Annotated in this window: 16 protein-coding genes and 3 pseudogenes; 13 read left to right on the top strand and 6 right to left on the bottom strand. The window is 42.9% G+C overall.

What is annotated here, in order from left to right; translation table 11 throughout:
• Positions 1–153 precede the first annotated feature (153 nt).
• The 3 genes from AC0L66_RS03615 (at position 154) to AC0L66_RS03625 (ending at position 2,411) form a co-directional block, all read left to right on the top strand.
• Positions 154–1,482 carry a sigma-54-dependent transcriptional regulator gene (locus tag AC0L66_RS03615; protein WP_265676418.1) on the top strand — a complete coding sequence of 443 codons (1,329 nt, stop codon included), beginning with the start codon at positions 154–156 and terminating at the stop codon, positions 1,480–1,482.
• Positions 1,483–1,923: 441 nt separating this feature from the next.
• Entirely contained in the window at positions 1,924–2,049 is a 126-nt protein-coding gene (locus AC0L66_RS03620; protein WP_265676417.1) for a hypothetical protein, read from the top strand.
• 107 nt (positions 2,050–2,156) lie between these two features.
• Positions 2,157–2,411: a DUF1127 domain-containing protein gene (locus AC0L66_RS03625; RefSeq protein WP_265676416.1), complete on the top strand. Its 255-nt coding sequence runs from the start codon at positions 2,157–2,159 to the stop codon at positions 2,409–2,411.
• A gap of 88 nt (positions 2,412–2,499) precedes the next feature.
• Here AC0L66_RS03625 and AC0L66_RS03630 read toward each other — a convergent pair whose 3' ends face one another.
• The gene (locus AC0L66_RS03630) at positions 2,500–3,534 is read right to left on the bottom strand and encodes an NADP(H)-dependent aldo-keto reductase (RefSeq protein WP_265676415.1); all 1,035 of its coding nucleotides are present in this window, start codon (positions 3,532–3,534) and stop codon (positions 2,500–2,502) included.
• Positions 3,535–3,689: 155 nt separating this feature from the next.
• On the opposite strand from AC0L66_RS03630, the gene AC0L66_RS03635 reads away from it, so the two are divergent.
• Positions 3,690–3,998 carry a DUF6482 family protein gene (locus AC0L66_RS03635; protein WP_250617517.1) on the top strand — a complete coding sequence of 103 codons (309 nt, stop codon included), beginning with the start codon at positions 3,690–3,692 and terminating at the stop codon, positions 3,996–3,998.
• Here the strand turns inward: AC0L66_RS03635 and mutH are convergent.
• Positions 3,990–4,665 (bottom strand): annotated as a pseudogene (gene mutH / locus AC0L66_RS03640) (DNA mismatch repair endonuclease MutH). The gene AC0L66_RS03635 and the pseudogene mutH overlap by 9 nt on opposite strands.
• Positions 4,666–5,284: 619 nt before the next feature.
• On the opposite strand from mutH, the gene rppH reads away from it, so the two are divergent.
• From rppH to AC0L66_RS03665, 5 genes and pseudogenes are all read left to right on the top strand, one after another.
• On the top strand, positions 5,285–5,803 hold the full coding sequence (gene rppH, locus AC0L66_RS03645; protein ID WP_250617519.1) for an RNA pyrophosphohydrolase: 519 nt from the start codon (positions 5,285–5,287) through the stop codon (positions 5,801–5,803).
• A gap of 2 nt (positions 5,804–5,805) precedes the next feature.
• A pseudogene (gene ptsP / locus AC0L66_RS03650) lies at positions 5,806–8,048 on the top strand (phosphoenolpyruvate--protein phosphotransferase).
• 32 nt (positions 8,049–8,080) lie between these two features.
• Complete coding sequence (locus tag AC0L66_RS03655; RefSeq protein ID WP_265676412.1) at positions 8,081–8,872, top strand: sulfite exporter TauE/SafE family protein; 792 nt, start codon at positions 8,081–8,083, stop codon at positions 8,870–8,872.
• Positions 8,873–8,904: 32 nt separating this feature from the next.
• Positions 8,905–9,720, top strand: coding sequence for a prolipoprotein diacylglyceryl transferase (lgt, locus tag AC0L66_RS03660; protein ID WP_265676411.1), 816 nt, complete (start codon positions 8,905–8,907; stop codon positions 9,718–9,720).
• 11 nt (positions 9,721–9,731) lie between these two features.
• The gene (locus tag AC0L66_RS03665) at positions 9,732–10,583 is read left to right on the top strand and encodes a thymidylate synthase (RefSeq protein ID WP_265676410.1); all 852 of its coding nucleotides are present in this window, start codon (positions 9,732–9,734) and stop codon (positions 10,581–10,583) included.
• Positions 10,584–10,635: 52 nt separating this feature from the next.
• Here AC0L66_RS03665 and AC0L66_RS03670 read toward each other — a convergent pair whose 3' ends face one another.
• Together AC0L66_RS03670 and AC0L66_RS03675 are read right to left on the bottom strand one after the other, a co-directional pair.
• Complete coding sequence (locus tag AC0L66_RS03670) at positions 10,636–11,376, bottom strand: SDR family NAD(P)-dependent oxidoreductase (RefSeq protein WP_473568413.1); 741 nt, start codon at positions 11,374–11,376, stop codon at positions 10,636–10,638.
• Positions 11,377–11,475: 99 nt separating this feature from the next.
• Positions 11,476–11,796, bottom strand: coding sequence for a hypothetical protein (locus AC0L66_RS03675; protein WP_473568415.1), 321 nt, complete (start codon positions 11,794–11,796; stop codon positions 11,476–11,478).
• 260 nt (positions 11,797–12,056) lie between these two features.
• Here AC0L66_RS03675 and AC0L66_RS03680 point away from each other — a divergent pair, with 260 nt between their 5' ends.
• Positions 12,057–12,629, top strand: a complete 573-nt coding sequence (locus tag AC0L66_RS03680; protein WP_473568417.1) for a Slp family lipoprotein — start codon at positions 12,057–12,059, stop codon at positions 12,627–12,629.
• Positions 12,630–12,728: 99 nt separating this feature from the next.
• Here the strand turns inward: AC0L66_RS03680 and AC0L66_RS03685 are convergent, their stop codons facing one another.
• Positions 12,729–13,874: a Na/Pi symporter gene (locus tag AC0L66_RS03685; RefSeq protein ID WP_265676445.1), complete on the bottom strand. Its 1,146-nt coding sequence runs from the start codon at positions 13,872–13,874 to the stop codon at positions 12,729–12,731.
• Positions 13,875–14,279: 405 nt separating this feature from the next.
• On the opposite strand from AC0L66_RS03685, the pseudogene nhaR reads away from it, so the two are divergent.
• Both nhaR and AC0L66_RS03695 read left to right on the top strand, forming a co-directional pair.
• Positions 14,280–15,172 (top strand): annotated as a pseudogene (gene nhaR, locus AC0L66_RS03690) (transcriptional activator NhaR).
• Between the two features lie 167 nt (positions 15,173–15,339).
• Complete coding sequence (locus tag AC0L66_RS03695; protein WP_265676406.1) at positions 15,340–15,639, top strand: ArsR/SmtB family transcription factor; 300 nt, start codon at positions 15,340–15,342, stop codon at positions 15,637–15,639.
• 123 nt (positions 15,640–15,762) lie between these two features.
• Here the strand turns inward: AC0L66_RS03695 and rpsT are convergent, their stop codons facing one another.
• Positions 15,763–16,023 (bottom strand): 30S ribosomal protein S20, encoded by a 261-nt coding sequence (gene rpsT / locus AC0L66_RS03700; protein ID WP_102469934.1) that lies wholly within the window; start codon positions 16,021–16,023, stop codon positions 15,763–15,765.
• Positions 16,024–16,281: 258 nt separating this feature from the next.
• Between rpsT and murJ the strand changes: the two genes are divergently transcribed.
• Entirely contained in the window at positions 16,282–17,844 is a 1,563-nt protein-coding gene (gene murJ, locus AC0L66_RS03705) for a murein biosynthesis integral membrane protein MurJ (protein ID WP_473568419.1), read from the top strand.
• The last annotated feature ends 15 nt before the right edge of the window (positions 17,845–17,859 follow it).

The following is a 17,859-nucleotide window of genomic DNA, read 5'->3' on the forward strand; positions in this document are numbered from 1 at the left end:
CAAGAACTTTTGTAGAAAAATAAAAAACTGTGCACTAGTCTTAAATATGAGACAGGTAAAGTCGGCAATAATGTAAGAGTTACCTTGTGAGAATAGTCCTATTCAATAGAATTAACCAGTTGAATCCTAAAAGTAATAATAAGGAATGATGTAATGGGAACCGAGTTTAAGATGGATTCCATCCCCGGCGCTTTAGTGGTAGTGGGGGGGACCTACGAGCCATGGTTATCAGTTTTAGAACAAGCTGGTTGGCGGTGTACGCAATGTTCTGATTTACGAAAAGCAGATGCCATTTTCTCCGAAATAGGTCCTTGTATTGGTATCGTGGATTTAACACGAGATGACTTTAGCTTAAATGGGATTGCAAAGCTGGTGAGCACCCATAAGCAGGTGAGGTGGATTGCTTTTATTCGAGAGTCTCAATTAAGTTCAGACACCATATGCCAATTTATTGTGAATTTCTGTATCGACTTTTTTACTGTCCCTATCCCAGATTCACGCTTAATGGGCACGATAGGCCATCAACTTGGTATGCTTAAACTTGAGCAGAAAGTCTGGCCGCATAATGGTAATAACCACGACCTTGGTCTTGTAGGGCAATCGCTACCAGTAAGGCGATTGAGAGACCAAATTAAGCGCATTGGTCCCACAGATGTCAGTATTATGATTCATGGTGAGGTGGGGTGCGGAAAAGAGACGGTCGCGAAAGCGATTCATCGCTGTTCTTCTCGTTCACAGAAACCTTTTATATCGGTTAACTGTCGTGCCTTTTCGGATGCTCGCTTTGAAAATGAGTTTTTTGGCTTACATAATCCAGATCAGGTTTCCTTACTTGAACAGGCGGCGGGAGGGACGATCCTGCTTAATGACATATTTACTTTACAGCCTAAACAACAAATGAACTTATTGAAGTTTTATCAAGAAGGTAAAGTAGAGACGGTCAATGGCTGGAAAGACTATGATATTCGAGTATTGGCCGCTGATTCATCGGATATAGAAAAAGCGCTCGGAGACGGTTTATTTAATGATGAGCTATTCCATTGTATTAACGTTCTTAGGATTAATGTTCCTAGCTTAAAAGAACGGGCAACCGATATTGGGTTGTTAGTAAATCATTATATTGGTCAGTTCTCCAAAGAGTTCAATTCCCCAGTTAAATCGATTGACGATGACGCCCTTAAAACACTGACTTATTATCATTGGCCTGGAAATGTAAAAGAGTTGCTGAATCAAGTTAAGCGAGCGGTGCTAATGACTGAAGAAGAAGTGCTGTCTAAAAAACACTTTGAATTACCTGGCACCTACTCTGGCAAGCGTAGCTTAAAGAGTATTAGAGAGCGCTCTGAGCGAGATGCACTCATATTGGTACTCGACAGCCACAATGGCCAGGTGACACTTGCTGCCAAGGAGTTAGGCATATCTCGAGCAACGATGTACCGCTTGTTAAATAAGCACAATTTAATTGCGGAAGAAACGTTGTAATTAGCCTCCGGCGTTCGTTATAAACCATTGCTTGATCGCGATGGTTTTTTTCCGCTATTCTAGACTGTGCACATTCAGTTCTTTATGTTGACGCCAACTTAAAATGTATGAGCGGTTTTTAGCGTGTGTCGGATGGCTATTTGTATGCTCTCAGCCTCAAATTACATTATTTTTGTGAAGTGTGTTTTATCAAAAGAATTATTTCATTGATTCGGTTGTTATCTGTTTGATTGAAATTAATCACTACTAAAGCTTGCATCTGCAATGTATTGCTTCGTCTTGGCGTGGATTAGTCGCAAGAAGATAGAATATTTCATGTTATTGTTTTTTTTTGTAACAATTATGTTGAAAATAGCGACGCTTTGGTTGAAAATTGACCGTGAGTTTCAAGCTCATACCATTCAAATTATTTCGGATTATTAAGTTAACGTGGAGGCGTAAATGATGAATCGTAACATTACTATCAAGACTATCGCACTTTCACGTGAGTGTATGAAACGACAATGGATGCATATTGCGCTGTTCTCAGCCAGTCCTGTATTTATGTCTGATACCAATAAACTTTAATATCCGTACCTCTAGAGGCTGCGGAAATAGCAGTCTCAAAGTCACTGAAAATTTTCTTTAGATCGCTATTTCTCTCCTCAATATTTGTAAAATTAGGAGACACTATTATGCGTACATCTGTTTATCTGACTCTTGCTACTTGGTTAATTAAAGCGGATCTTCACCATGAAGAAAGAGAATGGAAACGTCGCTATCGCCGTAATGCTTATCAGCTTCCTTTGCACAATGAGCATTTGCTGCGAGATATTGGTTTAGATAGCCAAGGGCGCCCACTTGGCACTGTGACGGTTGCCCCTGCTGTTGTTGCCAAACGTAAAACTCGTCATCTTCGAAGGGTGTTACGGTCAACAATAGCAACGTAATTCTAGGCGGGCTGTATATTGCCCGCCTAGAAATGCAGTTTTGCTTAGTTAGCAGAGCACGAGCTTAGTCTCAAAATGTTAACGTCAATTAGGGGCACGGGTTTGAATAGCGTGTCCCTAATTCTTGAATATCGCTCATAAGTTCATCTGAAAGCGTAATATCAATACTATTAATATTTGCGTCAAGTTGAGCTAAATTTGTGGCTCCAATAATATTTGATGCCACAAACGGACGTTGATTAACAAATGCGAGTGCCATTTGTGAAGGGTCAATGTTATGTTTATTTGCGATATCAATATACGCTTGCGTTGCTTCAATTCCTTGAGGTGTAAAGTAACGAACGAAGCGTTCAAACTCGCTACAACGAGCACCTTTTGGCCTTTGACCGTTTAGGTACTTACCACTTAAGCATCCAAAGGCAAGAGGGGAATACGCGAGCAGTTCAACGCCTTCGTGATGGCTTATTTCAGACAAACCGACTTCGAAGCTGCGATTGAGCAAGTTATAAGGGTTTTGTATGGAAACAATTCTCGGTAAGTTGTGTTTTTCAGCCAGCTTTAACAAGGACATGACGCCCCAAGGGGTTTCATTTGAAACGCCTATATAACGGATCTTTCCAGCGTTAATTAACTCATTGAGTGCTTCTAATGTCTCGATTAAAGAGACTTCTTCATTCCCTTCCAGATAAGGGTAATTTAATTGACCAAAGCAGTTCGTTTGTCTTTGAGGCCAATGAAGTTGATAGAGATCGATATAGTCAGTTTTGAGCCGTGTGAGACTATCGTCGATGGCTTGATGGACGTTACGACGATCTAAACTCATATTATCTCTAATATAAGGAAGGGATCTTGGGCCTGCGACTTTAGTTGCAAGTATGATCTTTTGCCTTTTCTCTGATTGAGATAACCAATCACCGATATAGCTTTCGGTTAGTCCCTGCGTTGTTGAGTTAGGGGGAACAGGGTACATTTCGGCGGTATCGATAAAGTTGACGCCGCGCTCTAGAGCAAAATCAAGCTGGCCAAATGCGTCTTTTTTAGTATTTTGCTCACCAAACGTCATTGTACCGAGCGCAATTTTACTGACTTCAAGAGAGGAATGAGGGAGTACATGATATTTCATTGAGCCTTCCTTGTTACGATGGTTTTCTTTCACTATACCGCTTTTATCTAAAACTTCAGTTTAATTCCGACACTTCTGAATTTCTTTTACTAAACTGTAGTTTATTAATAAAGAATTAAAGCATTATCTAAATAGATGAGTAAAGGAGGCGGAATATGCAAAAACATCAGCTCGATCGGTGGTTACATGGGTATCATAAAGACAGCTATACCCCACCTAAAGTCTTTGTAATTGGTTGTGCTGATATTTCACATTATTTATTAGCAGTGGAATATAAACATAAACTAGAACCTATTAAGGAAGACGATGAACCTATTCATTTTGAATCCCTTGATTCAGTAAAAGAAGTGCTACAAAAACTGGGTGTTGAAAAGGCTTATCTTCGTTTACATAACGCTTATGATGAGTGTGGTAGTGCGGGGGAAATGAATCGCTACTGCGACATTGAACTGAAACTACACTGAATGACTAAAGTAAGTCTCAAGAATGTAGGCCGTGAACTTAGCTCTTAGGTAGAAACCACGCGGTAAGGTTTTAATCGGTTGTCCGTTTGCTCCATAAGCGCTAGGTCGTTACGCGGCTGTTAGCGGCTTTTGGTCGTATTTGCAAAATTTCACCACTGTGCGCAGTCAGTTGATTGATTTGACCTAGGGTGATGTGCTCCATCAACTCTTCCCAGTCATTTTTTAGCATCAATTCTTCTTCTGTTGATGGGCTCCAAATTAGCGGGGATCCCACGCGTCGATCTGCGACTGGAATTTCTCTTTCGCCCTCTACCGGCAACCAAAGGACGCGCGATAGTTTATTGCGAATGTGGCTGCGCTCCCATGTTAGACCGTGAACACCCACCAACGGAGCTACACAGACGAACGTGGATTCTAGTGGTGTACCTGCATAACTAATAGGAATGCTTTTTAGCTCTATACCAATTTCTGGAAAATCTTGGGTTGGCTTACTTCCCGCTTTTGCACCAAGGTGCCATTCCAATAACTGTCCAACCCAACCTTTATCCCGTTTCAGCGTTTCTGGAACGTTCATTTCCGCTTCTTGTGCGAGTTCACCAAATGTCAGGCCTGCAATATTTCGGGCTCGAGCCATCAATTCGGCTTCAGATGTTGGGGTTGCTTTCATAGTAATGAATGTAATAAAGATGAATGACCAGTTTAGTTTACCATGGAGTTTAGAGACTGCCTGTACAAAAAAAGATCACAAGAGTGGTGATTTAGATCGATGTATTAGTTATCCACAGTTTGATTTTTAATTTCTTTTGCTCACGGTTTTCTGTATGAATAAACAGGTGTTACCTTGAAAGTAGTGCTTGATTATTCGTGATTGATAAAATTGTTAGCTTGCTTGGTGTGGATAAACTCGTCTTTGGTTGATCTTTAACCGATCTGAGATCCAGCTTTAAAATACAGAACGATAAACGATTGTATTTTGCTGGGTTTGATTTAATTCTTTGTTATTTAAGGCTTTATTTTTTGTTTCCAGTTTTGGTTTTTCCTGTTCGTAAGAAAGTACTGACGAGTTAGAGTAGAAGATCAAAGATTCTTCACATGGTTATTCACAGAAAAGGTGAATAAATGTGGTCTAGGTCTCATTGTGGTGTTGATAAGTTCTGTAATGGGTAAAACTTATCCATAGAAGTTCGATTAACTGGTAAATGTTCAAATTTACGGATGTCTACGTTTGCTCAACTTGGGGATATGTGGAAAAATCAAGGTAATGAAAATTTAATTGAGGTTGGCCAGTGATAGATGGCGATGGTTACCGACTAAATGTGGGTATTGTAATCTGTAACAACCATGGTCAGGTCTTCTGGGCTAAACGATACGGGCAACACTCATGGCAGTTTCCTCAGGGCGGTATTGACGAAGGTGAATCCCCTGAGCAGGCCATGTTCCGAGAATTATATGAAGAAGTCGGGTTAACAAAAGATGATGTAAAAATTGTCGGTGTTAGTCGCCATTGGCTAAGGTATAAGCTACCGAAACGATTGGTTCGTTGGGACTCGAAACCTGTCTGTATTGGACAAAAACAGAAATGGTTCTTACTGCGTTTAGATTGTGATGAATCTAAAATTAATATGCAGCGTGGTAGTACCCCTGAGTTTGATGGTTGGCGTTGGGTAAGTTATTGGTATCCTGTTAGGCAAGTGGTCTCTTTTAAGCGTGATGTTTATCGTCGTGCGATGAAAGAATTTGCTTCTCTCGCAATGCCTTTTAAGGAACGTAAGTTTAAAGGCAAAAGAAAACACCGAAGAGGGTAAGTATGCTTTCGCAACTAAGGGAAATAGTTGAGCACGTATCAAAAGAAGATAACGTGCATGTGGCCCTCGAGATTTTAGTTAGACAAACTTGTGCAGCCATGCATACGGAGTGCTGCACAATTTATCTGGCTAATGAGCAGCAGCAGCGCTTAGAACTGATGGCGACCCAAGGCCTGACATTTCAAGGTGATACTATCCATATCAACTTTAATGAGGGCTTGGTAGGGTTAGTAAAGCGCACAGCTGAACCAATCAATATCGCACAAGCGGCGAAGCATTCCGCATTTAAATTTTTCCCTCAGTTGGGGGAAGATACCTACAATGCCTTTTTAGGTACCCCTATTATTCATCGCAAGCAGGTGCTTGGGGTGCTTGTTATCCAGCAAAAACAATCTCGCCAATTTAGTGAAACGGAAGAGTCATTCTTAGTGACACTTGCTGCGCAAGTCGCAGTGCTTATTGCTCACGCTAAATCACAAGGGTTGAGTTTTTTCGATGATAATCAACTAACGGTGATTAAGGGAATTGCAGCGTCCTCTGGTGTTGCCATTGGTCCCATGTGGTGGGATAACACACAGCCAGAACTGAGTGATGTGTTTCCTGCCTCTGCGCTCGATATCAATCGTGAACAAGAACTCCTTTCGCTTGCTATTGATCACGCGCTGGCGGACTTTAAGCGAATGCGTAAGAAGTTGGATCTTGAGCTCAACAAAGACGCACTAGCAATATTTGATCTTTTTACGCATTTACTGAACGATCCGATGTTGCGAAAAGATCTAAAAATGCAGATAGCAAAAGGGGATAGGGCTGATTGGGCACTTCGTCAAGTGGTTGAGAGTTATGCGAATCGCTTTGCCAAAATGTCGGACATTTATCTTCGTGAACGAGCACAAGATGTACGAGAGCTCGGTCAGCGATTATTGTTTTTCCTCCACAATTCAGAGCAGCCCATACACGAATTTTCTGACCCGATCATTTTGGTGGTTAGAGAGTTGACGGCATCCATTTTAGCGTCAGTGCCAAAAGATAAGCTGCTTGCGGTTGTGTCGCTTGAAGGGGCGGCGAACTCCCATGCGGCCATTTTGTCCCGAGCGATGGGTATACCTGCTGTCATGGGCGTGAGTATCAACCCTGAGTTATTGAGTGGCAAGCTGTCTATTGTTGATGGTTATAGCGGTGAGATATTTCCGGATCCAACCACAGAGCTATTAACCGAATATCGTGAACTGGTGACGGAAGAGAGTGAGCTGTCTCACATGGTTGAGCAGACACTTGATCTGAATGCGGCAACGAAAGATGGTCAACGTATTCAGGTGCTGCTCAATGCTGGATTAAGCGCAGATACCAGTATTTCATTGAATAAAGGGGTAGACGGTGTCGGGCTTTATCGAACCGAGATTTCCTTCCTACTACAGCAGCAATTCCCCTCAGAGGAAGAGCAGGTGCAGCAATATCGTGCGGTATTGCAGGCTTACCCAACCAAGCGTGTTGTGATGCGAACGCTGGATATTGGCGGGGATAAGGCGTTGCCGTACTTACCGATTGAAGAGGATAATCCATTCCTAGGATGGCGCGGCATTCGATTTACTCTTGATCATCCGGATATTTTTCTTATTCAACTGAGAGCGATGCTAAGAGCGAGTCAAGGGCTCGATAATTTAAGTATTTTGTTGCCAATGGTTTCTTCGGTGCAGGAACTTGATGGTGCGATTACGCTGATCAACCAAGCTTATGATGAAGTTGCACAATTGCAACATGATATTGTTCCACCGCAGATTGGTGTGATGATTGAAGTTCCGTCCATGCTTTATTTACTGCCATTTATGGCGGAAAAAGTCGATTTTGTTTCTGTGGGAACCAATGACTTAACACAATATTTGCTGGCAGTTGATCGAAATAATGCACAAGTCGCTGATATCTATGAGACATTGCATCCATCGGTGTTAGCTGCGATGAAGCATATTTTTCAAACATGTCAGTCTTACCAATTGCCCGTTTGTATCTGTGGAGAATTGGCTTAGGTGACCCGATAGGCGCCTTATTGTTGGTTGGTTTAGGCTATGACACCTTGAGCATGAATACCTCGAATGTTGCGAAAGTGAAGTACCTTCTTCGACAAACCACAATGGAAGAATTGCAACACTTAGCCAGCCAAGCATTACTGCAACCTTATGGCGATGCGATTTATAATCAGATGCGTGACTATTTTGAGGAAAAAGGTTTAGCTGGCTTTATTCGTGCTTGAGTAAATCTTAGTGCCCGCCTGTTGGAAAAATTATGAACTTTGAACTTCTTTTTATACTGCTCATTTTAGGAGCGGTCGTTGGTACGATGTCTGGTTTGCTGGGTATCGGCGGTGGTTTAATCGTAGTGCCAGCATTGGCTTATCTATTGCCGATGTTCGGTATTTCTGCTGAGTTGGTGATGCAAATCGCGTTGGCGACGTCACTGGCGTCCATCATTATTACGTCTGGCTCATCTGCTCTGAATCATCTTAAGCTCGGCAATGTGGATATTTTCGTCATCAAGTGGTTATTACCAGGTGTTATTGTCGGCGGTCTGATTGGCTCATTTGTCGCAGATTGGATTCCGTTTCAATACCTACCTAAACTCTTCGCGTTGATTGTACTGGCGTTAGCGATACAGATGATTTTATCTATCTCTTCCTCATCCTCGCGTCCACTGCCTTCCCCTGGCGCAACAAGTTGTTATGGCGCAATAATTGGCATGGTGTCAAGCCTAGCTGGCATTGGTGGTGGTTCGATGTCGGTGCCGTTTTTAAGTAAGCATGGTGTAGAAATGCGCCGAGCCGTTGGTTCGTCCTCTGTGTGTGGTTGTGTGATTGCGATCTCAGGTATGATAGGCTTCATCTTCCATGGCACTAAGGCTGATGGGTTACCAGAATATAGCCTTGGTTATGTGTATGTTCCAGCATTGTTAGCGATTGCGATAACCTCGATGCTGACGACGCGATTTGGCGCTAAGTTGGCCACAACAATGCCAACTCCGAAACTTAAAAAGATTTTCGCGGTCTTCTTAGTATTCGTATCATTTTCAATGATGTTTTAGCCTTTATTACCCAAACGTTAAGAGAGCAGTTTATGTCTCAGGGATTTATTGAATTTCCTAGTATTGACCCCGTTTTATTCGAGATTGGCCCTATTTCAGTTCGCTGGTATGGCTTGATGTATTTAGTTGGTTTTGCTTTCGCGATGTGGTTAGCGAATAGGCGTGCAGATAAGCCCGGTTCTGGCTGGACTCGTGAGCAGGTGTCCGATTTACTGTTCGCTGGTTTCTTAGGGGTGGTGATTGGCGGTCGAGTTGGTTACGTATTGTTTTATGGATTTGATACCTTAATACAAGATCCATTATACCTATTTAAAGTCTGGACTGGCGGTATGTCTTTCCATGGTGGGCTACTTGGTGTGATTACTGCCATGCTGTGGTATGCCCGTAAGAATGGTCGTACATTCTTCAATGTCGCTGATTTTATTGCGCCGCTTGTCCCGTTTGGTTTAGGGATGGGGCGTATTGGTAACTTCATGAACAGTGAACTTTGGGGGCGCGTAACAGATGTGCCGTGGGCGATCGTATTCCCTAATGGCGGCCCGCTTCCAAGACACCCTTCTCAGCTATATGAGTTCGCGTTAGAAGGCGTGGTACTGTTCCTTATTCTTAATTGGTTTATTAAAAGACCACGGCCTGAGGGGGCGGTATCTGGCTTGTTCTTGTTAGGCTACGGTTGTTTCCGGTTCCTTATTGAATACGTCCGTGAACCTGATGCGCATTTAGGCCTATTTGGCGGCTTCATTTCAATGGGGCAGATCTTATCATTGCCGATGGTTATCTTAGGTGCCTTGATGGTGGCATGGGCCTACAAGGTCAATAGCAACACGACACATAACGCAGCAAAGTAGTAGGAATTGTTATGAAGCAGTATTTGGATTTATGTCAGCGTATTGTTGATGAAGGCGTTTGGGTTGAAAATGAACGAACAGGGAAGCGCTGTTTAACCGTTATCAACGCAGATCTTACTTATGATGTCGCGGGCAATGCGTTTCCTTTAGTGACGACGCGTAAAAGTTTCTGGAAGTCTGCGGTTGCTGAATTGCTTGGTTATATTCGTGGCTATGATAATGCGGAGGATTTTCGCAAACTTGGCACAAAAACTTGGGACGCAAACGCGAACCTTAATGAAGCTTGGTTGAACAATTCATATCGTAAAGGTGAAGACGATATGGGACGTGTGTATGGTGTTCAAGGGCGCGCTTGGGCGAAACCCGATGGGGGGCATATCGACCAACTTGGCAAAATTGTGGATGATTTAACGCGTGGTGTTGATGATCGTGGTGAAATCTTAAATTTTTATAATCCAGGTGAATTCCACATGGGCTGTTTACGCCCGTGCATGTACAGCCACCACTTTTCATTGCTTGGTGATACTTTGCATTTAAATAGCACGCAGCGTTCATGTGATGTACCGCTGGGGCTGAATTTTAACATGGTGCAAGTCTATGTCTTTTTGGCCATCATGGCGCAGATCACTGGTAAGAAACCCGGTAAGGCTTATCATAAAATCGTCAATGGGCATATTTATGAAGACCAACTTGAGCTCATGCGTGATGTGCAACTGACGCGGGAACCGCTGTCACCCGCAACATTCCATATCAATCCAAAGATCAAATCGCTAAAAGATTTGGAAACGTGGGTGACAATTGATGACTTTGAGGTGCGTGATTATCAGTGTCACGATCCAATAAAATATCCGTTTTCAGTGTAATAAAAATGGCCGAGCATTGCTCGGCCATTTTTATATGGTGCTAACGGAGAGGCTACCAATCAATACGAGTTCGATCGGTAAAGAATCCTGCCGTTGGGCCATCTTCGTTGAGTGTCGCTAACCAAACGGCGGTATCTGCGCCTTCTCGTGGTGTCTTTGGTCGTGCATTATCACCGTAGTCAGGCAAGTCATCGCTATTCATTGCTGAGTCAACCCAACCTGGACAGCAGGAGTTGACTTTAATGCCATGCGACTCTAACTCTTTAGCAAACAGCACGGTGTTGGCATTAATGCCTACTTTGGAAGCTTGGTAGGCGGCGCAAATATCCTCTTTCAAGGGGGAGTTCATATCCGAAAGTTGCGCGAGCTGACCAACTTGGCTTGAGACGTTCACAATACGTGCGTGTTTTGCTTTCTTCAAAAGAGGTGTCAGTGCTTTTGTTAATAAGAAAGGGCCAATTTGGTTGATTTCAAGCACTCTACGGTATGTATCTTCATCAAGCTGGGAAGGGTGGCTGCCCATATCCACTAAGAGTGCGGCATTGTTGATCAAGACATCCAACTGACCAAATTGTTCATCAATTAGGTTAGCGATAGCGGGAAAGATTGATGACATGGCAAGGTCGAGTTTTAAATGTGAAGCAGAGTAGCCTTGTCGTCGAAACTGATTGGCAAGTGTGCTACAAGATTGCACATCGGCCATAATGACATGGTAATCTTGTTCCATGAGTAGAGCAGAGGTGGCGAGTCCGAGACCTTGATAAGCACCAGTAACTAAAGCAATCTTTTTCATTATGACCATACTCCCGTTTTGATTGGTAGGGAGTGTAAAATAATTTATTCATTTCAGTCAGTAACAAACGCAAGGTTACTTTAGTTACATAGGTAACAGCTAGTCGTAGTATTCGTCTTCGATGATTTCTTCTTCGACTATCTCTTCCTCAATCACATCTTCTTCCACGACGTCGCCGACTACTTCACAGGCCTCTTCATCGTAAGCACCGTCGATAGCGCCGCCTACTGCACCTGCACCACCACCAATAGCAGCACCTGCTGCTGCGCCTGAACTACCATCTACGATACCCCCGACGACAGCACCAGTAATCGCGCCATCAACCGCGCCATCGATAGCTCCATCAGAGGTTTGATCACAGTAATAGGCATAAGAAGGCGAGCTCAACATCGCGATAAAAAGAAGTGTTTTGATTTTCATAAGGAATTCACATTGTTATTGGACTTTGAGGTAGGGTAAATAACCGCTGAGAAAAACATAACCCATCGCAGGTAAACGTTTAGTCAGCATCGTGTGTGTTTATTGCTGTTGGTGATAATTCGCTTGCTTGTATCGGGTGCTCGCATCACTGTCGGCGTTTTGGGGCTGAGACATTAATAGGCTGAATAGCCCCTTCACCTTGCGAGCAACGGTCTGTGTCGCTCATAATAGTAAAAGAGGCGTTTGCAAAGGAGCATATTATGCGATGGTTTGGACTTGTATTATTGGTGGTGTTAGCGGGTTGCAGTAGTGCACCCTCGGAAATAAAAGTCGCGGATGAAAAGCAATTAGTGGCCTATAAAACGGCAGTGAGTGATGGAAATAGTGTCGTTGGTCAGCCAGCCAGATGGGGAGGGGTTATTGCGAAAGTCAGCAACCCTACAGCGGGTTCAAGTGTAGTAGAAATCAGCCAATTTGAACTCGATGACAAAGGAAGACCAGATGAAACACAGCAAGGCTCTTCGCGTTTTGTCGTTAAGGTGGAACGATTTTTAGACCCTGCGGTGTTTATGCAAGGAAAAGCGATGACATTTGTCGGTGTCATCGACCCAAGCGAGACGATTAAGGTTGGTCAGCAAGAGTTGCAAGCACCAGTACTTAATGCGTCTAATTATTATTTATGGACGAATGATAAGCGCATTAAAACTTATTATGTCGGCGATCCCTATTATGATTATTACTATGACCGTAGTTATTACTGGGACTATGTGGATGAAGTGGACTTAATTGAACACTATGACGCATACGATGCCTATGATTATGATGACTACTGATCCTTACTACTTTCATCGTAACGCACAACGAAAAACCCCAACTCATTATGAGTTGGGGTTTGTTCTATTCTTTATCGCGTTGAGTCGATTACGTTACGTCTATGCCGTCAGTGCGAGGATAGTACCCGGAATCACAACAAAGATAGATGCAAGGTACCCTGCGACCACAGCCTTGTTTTTGATCGCCATGTCTGAGAGGTAGTCTGCTCCTTTAATTGGCAGCTCTCTTAAAAATGGAATACCAAAGATAAAGATGGTTGAGAATACGTTAAAGACTAAGTGAACTAGGGCAATCTGAAGAGCAAAAATTGCGTATTCTCCAGAAACAGCCGTCGCAGCAAGTAGACCTGTGATACATGTGCCGATATTTGCACCCAATGTAAATGGGTAGACATCACGTACTTTCAAGGTACCAGTACCAACAAGTGGAACCATTAAACTTGTTGTTGTGGAAGAAGACTGAACCAAGACCGTTACGATAGAGCCAGAAACAATACCGTGGATAGGGCCACGGCCAATTGCATTCTTTAAGATTTCACGAGCACGACCTACCATCAGGCTCTTCATTAGTTTACCCATTACGGTAATAGCGATAAAGATGGTTGCGATACCAAGAACAATCAGTAGAACACCACCTGTCACGTTGCCAAATTGCATTAATGGGTCTTGGATAGCTGACACGACAGGCTTTGTGATTGGTTTGATAAAGTTCAAACCGCCCATGCTGACATCACCAGTAGAAAGCATTGGTGAAACTAGCCAGTGAGATACTTTTTCAAAAATGCCAAACATCATTTCTAGCGGTAAGAAAATAAGGACGGCTAATAGATTAAAGAAATCATGGATGGTGGCACTTGCAAAGGCACGTTTAAATTCAGTATTACAACGTACGTGACCAAGGCTAACCAATGTATTGGTTACTGTTGTGCCAATGTTTGCACCCATGATCATCGGAATAGCAACGGTGACAGGAAGTCCGCCCGCAACAAGACCAACAATGATTGAAGTGACGGTACTTGATGACTGGATCAAAGCCGTAGCGACGAGACCGATCATTAACCCAGCAATAGGATGAGATGCAAACTCAAACAAGACTTTAGCCTGTTCACCAGTAGCAATCTTAAATCCACTGCCTACCATAGATACAGCAAGAAGTAGTAAATACAGCATGAATGCCAAGTTAGCCCAGCGTAGCCAACGTGTCGAATTCGACGTAGGTGTCGCAGCTGTCGTTGCTTGGTTAATCATAGTTTTCTCCGTGTGACCTTAATAAGTTTGTTGTAGGTCTGTTGTTGAATCTGCAGCGATAGTAGATCTGAATTATGACAGTAATATGACGATATTATGTCGTTCATCAATTACTGCGATATTTGTTGTAATTAAAACCTATAATTCTCAATATTCAATCGTAACCTTTTGATTTTATTTAATTTTATCTGATTGAGTTGATGTTGAGAAAAATAGATAAATAGACGTTTTTTAATGAGTAAATTCGATTTTATCGTTTTTTACCGATAGTAATATTACAGCTGTGACAGTGTTAATTTCGTAAAAAACGAATTATATGACCGTTTGTTTCGGTTTTGTCGATAATTGATGGGGTCGGGAGATTTTGTTATAAAGGTGGGGAGAATTTTAAGGCGGTAAGTCATGTCACATTTAAACTATAACCACGTGTACTATTTTTGGATGGTGTGTAAACAAGGGTCGGTAACTAAGGCGGCAGATGCTCTATTTTTAACGCCTCAAACCGTCACTGGGCAGATTAAAGCACTAGAAGAGAGAATGGATGGTAAGTTAACGAAGCGCAACGGAAGAAGCGTTGAACCGACAGAGTTAGGTCAACTTGTTTATAAATACGCGGATCGTATGTTTGGCTTGAGTTATGAAATGCTCGATATTGTCAATTATAGTCAGCGCTCAAATATTCTTTTTGATGTCGGTGTCGCAGACGCATTATCAAAACGTTTAGTGAGCAAAATACTCATGACCACCATTCCTGATGACAATAGTATTCACTTAAGGTGCTTTGAGTCGACTCATGAAATGTTATTGGAGCAGCTTTCTCAACATAAACTCGATATGATTTTGTCGGACTGCCCCGTTGACTCCAGTCAAAGCCCTGGTCTGTTTAGTAAGAAGCTTGGAGAAAGTCGTATGAGCTTTTTACTTCCGGCCATGTTGAGAGTGGACACTTTCCTGAAATATTAGAGCAAAGAAAGCTTCTTATTCCAGGTAGTCGAACATCGATGGGGCGGAAAATTCATCAATGGTTTGATCGCCAAGGTATCCAGCCTAATATATTGGGTGAGTTTGATGATGTCGCTTTGATGAAAGCTTTCTCTATGTATAAAGACGATGTCATCTTTTTAGCACCAAGTTTGTACATGTCCGAGATCTCCGATCGGCGCCCATTGCAACATATTGGTGATATCGATGATCTTAAAGAAGAATACTATGTCATTTTTGCTGAGAGAATGATTCAGCATCCCGCGGTAAAAGGGGTGTGTGAGGCAGACTTTAGTGAGCTACTCAACGTTTAGCGACGGATGTAAAGCTGTCTATCGTTAAGGGATAAAGAATTTGTTTAAAAACTGTTACGCAGTTTGATTATAGCCATGTAAAATGTGATGAATTGTACTAATCGACAAGACATGGCTATTAAGACAAAAGCTCGTGTCTGATGTTGCTGAAAATAAAGAGGTAAAATATGAATTTGCAGGAGATGGAAAAAAACGCACCACAAGCGGTTGTTCTCCTAAAAGCGATGGCCAACGAGCGTCGTCTGCAAATACTTTGCATGCTACATAATACTGAGTTGTCGGTTGGTGAGCTGTGCGATTATTTAAAGCTAAGCCAATCCGCGCTTTCTCAGCACTTGGCATGGTTGCGTCGGGATGGACTGGTTTCAACACGAAAAGAGGCTCAGACGGTATTCTACACGTTGAGCAGTGTCGAAGTTCGTCAAATGATAGAACTATTGCATGGCTTGTATTGCAAAGAAGAGTAAAGCGGTGAGGTGCTGTTGGGGATGTTAAGTGAACGCAGTCCTTCATTAGCAAATAAATAGAAAAGTAATAGATACAAAAAAACCGACCTAAGTAGGCATTTTTTAATGCAAATCTAGTTCTAATTAAAGAGCTTTGATTGCTGCAGTGAAGCGAGACTTATGACGAGCCGCTTTATTCTTATGAATAAGGCCTTTAGTCGCCATACGGTCTAGAAGAGGTGTAACTTCAACTAGTGCCGCTGTTGCTGCTTCTTTATCGCCTGCTTCAATAGCAGCGATAGTTTTTTTCATGTAAGTGCGCATCATAGAACGACGGCTAGCATTGTGCTGACGACGTTTCTCAGCTTGGATAGCGCGCTTCTTAGCAGATTTACTGTTTGCCAAGGGTCTAACTCCCAAAAACTTAGTTCGGTGACAATTTAAGGGCGAGGAATATCCTCTATTTGCACTTAAATGTCAACTGATTTGTGCAAAAACCCAACGATAAAAAACAAGTTTTGATATCTGGAGGTCTTCGCGGTTAAGATGGCGGGGATTCTAACAGTATTTTTCAACCAATGCTAATACTAATCCGCTCTTCAATAATAAAGACGATAGAAACCTATCTGTGACAAGGTATTAGCAAGGTAATTAGGGGTTCAAGTGAGTAAAAGGCTTCTTAAGTCAGGCATGATTGTGAGTGCAATGACACTTGTGTCCCGAGTATTGGGACTGGTTCGCGATGTTGTGGTCGCCAATTTAATGGGCGCTAGCGCTAGCGCCGATGTGTTCTTTTTTGCCAATAAAATCCCCAACTTTTTACGTCGATTGTTTGCTGAAGGGGCATTTTCTCAAGCTTTCGTACCTGTTTTAACCGAGTACCATGCCGCTGGTGATAAAGATAAAACTAGAGATCTTATTGCTAAAGCGTCAGGGACACTTGGTGTGCTCGTGTCGATTGTGACCCTGTTTGGCGTGCTCGGCTCTGGGGTCGTGACAGCATTATTTGGCTTTGGCTGGTTCCTAGATTGGCTAAATGATGGACCCGCAGCACCTAAGTTTGAGCTCGCCAGCTTAATGTTGAAAATTACTTTCCCATATTTATGGTTTATTACTTTTGTCGCCTTGTCTGGTGCCATTCTCAATACCTTAGGGAAATTTGCGGTCTCATCGTTTACGCCTGTTTTTCTAAATGTGATGATTATCGGCAGTGCATGGTTTATTGCGCCTGGTCTTGAACAACCTGAAATTGGTTTAGCGATTGGCGTTTTTCTTGGCGGCTTTGTACAGTTTGTGTTTCAAATCCCCTTCCTCGTTAAGGCTGGGGTATTAGTGAAGCCTAAGTGGGGGTGGAGTGATCCTGGCGTGGTTAAAATTCGCACACTCATGATCCCTGCTCTTTTTGGTGTATCGGTTAGTCAAATTAATTTGTTGTTTGACACCTTCATTGCCAGCTTCCTTGCTACTGGCTCCATCAGTTGGCTCTATTATTCCGATCGTTTACTTGAGTTTCCGTTAGGGTTATTCGGTATCGCGATTGCCACCGTTATTCTTCCTGCCTTATCTCGAAAACATGTTGATGCTCAAAGCCAAGGGTTTGCCTCGACAATGGATTGGGGAGTAAGGATGGTGGTGTTGCTTGGGTTACCAGCCATGCTTGGTTTGATGGTGCTCGCTAAGCCCATGCTCATGGTGTTATTCATGCGAGGAGAGTTTACCCCTCATGATGTAGAGCAAGCCTCGATGTCTTTGTTGGCTTATGCGTCAGGGCTGCTCAACTTTATGTTGATTAAAGTGTTGGCTCCGGGTTATTTCTCGAGACAAGACACGAGAACTCCGGTTAAGTACGGCATTATCGCCATGGCTTCGAATATGGTGTTTAACGCCATATTCGCTTATTTCTATGGCTATGTTGGTCTTGCGATGGCGACAGCGTTATCGGCTTTGGTCAATATGGTTCTGTTGTATCGAGGTCTTCATATTCAGCAGGTATACCGAGTAACCAAGCAAACGCTGATTTTTATTACCAAACTTGCAGTCAGTGCCATTGTGATGGTGGCGGTGGTGGTGTGGCGTTTAGATGACATGCAACAGTGGTTATCTTGGGGGCTTGCACAACGCGCTACAACACTAACAATGTTGATTGTGCTTGGTGGGGCAACCTACCTATTTACACTCTTGCTACTTGGCATTAGAGTGAAGGATTTAAAAGCAGCGACAGATTAGCAATGTTTCGCTATA

The sequence above is a fragment of the Vibrio sp. GJ43-1 genome (genome assembly GCF_055808835.1).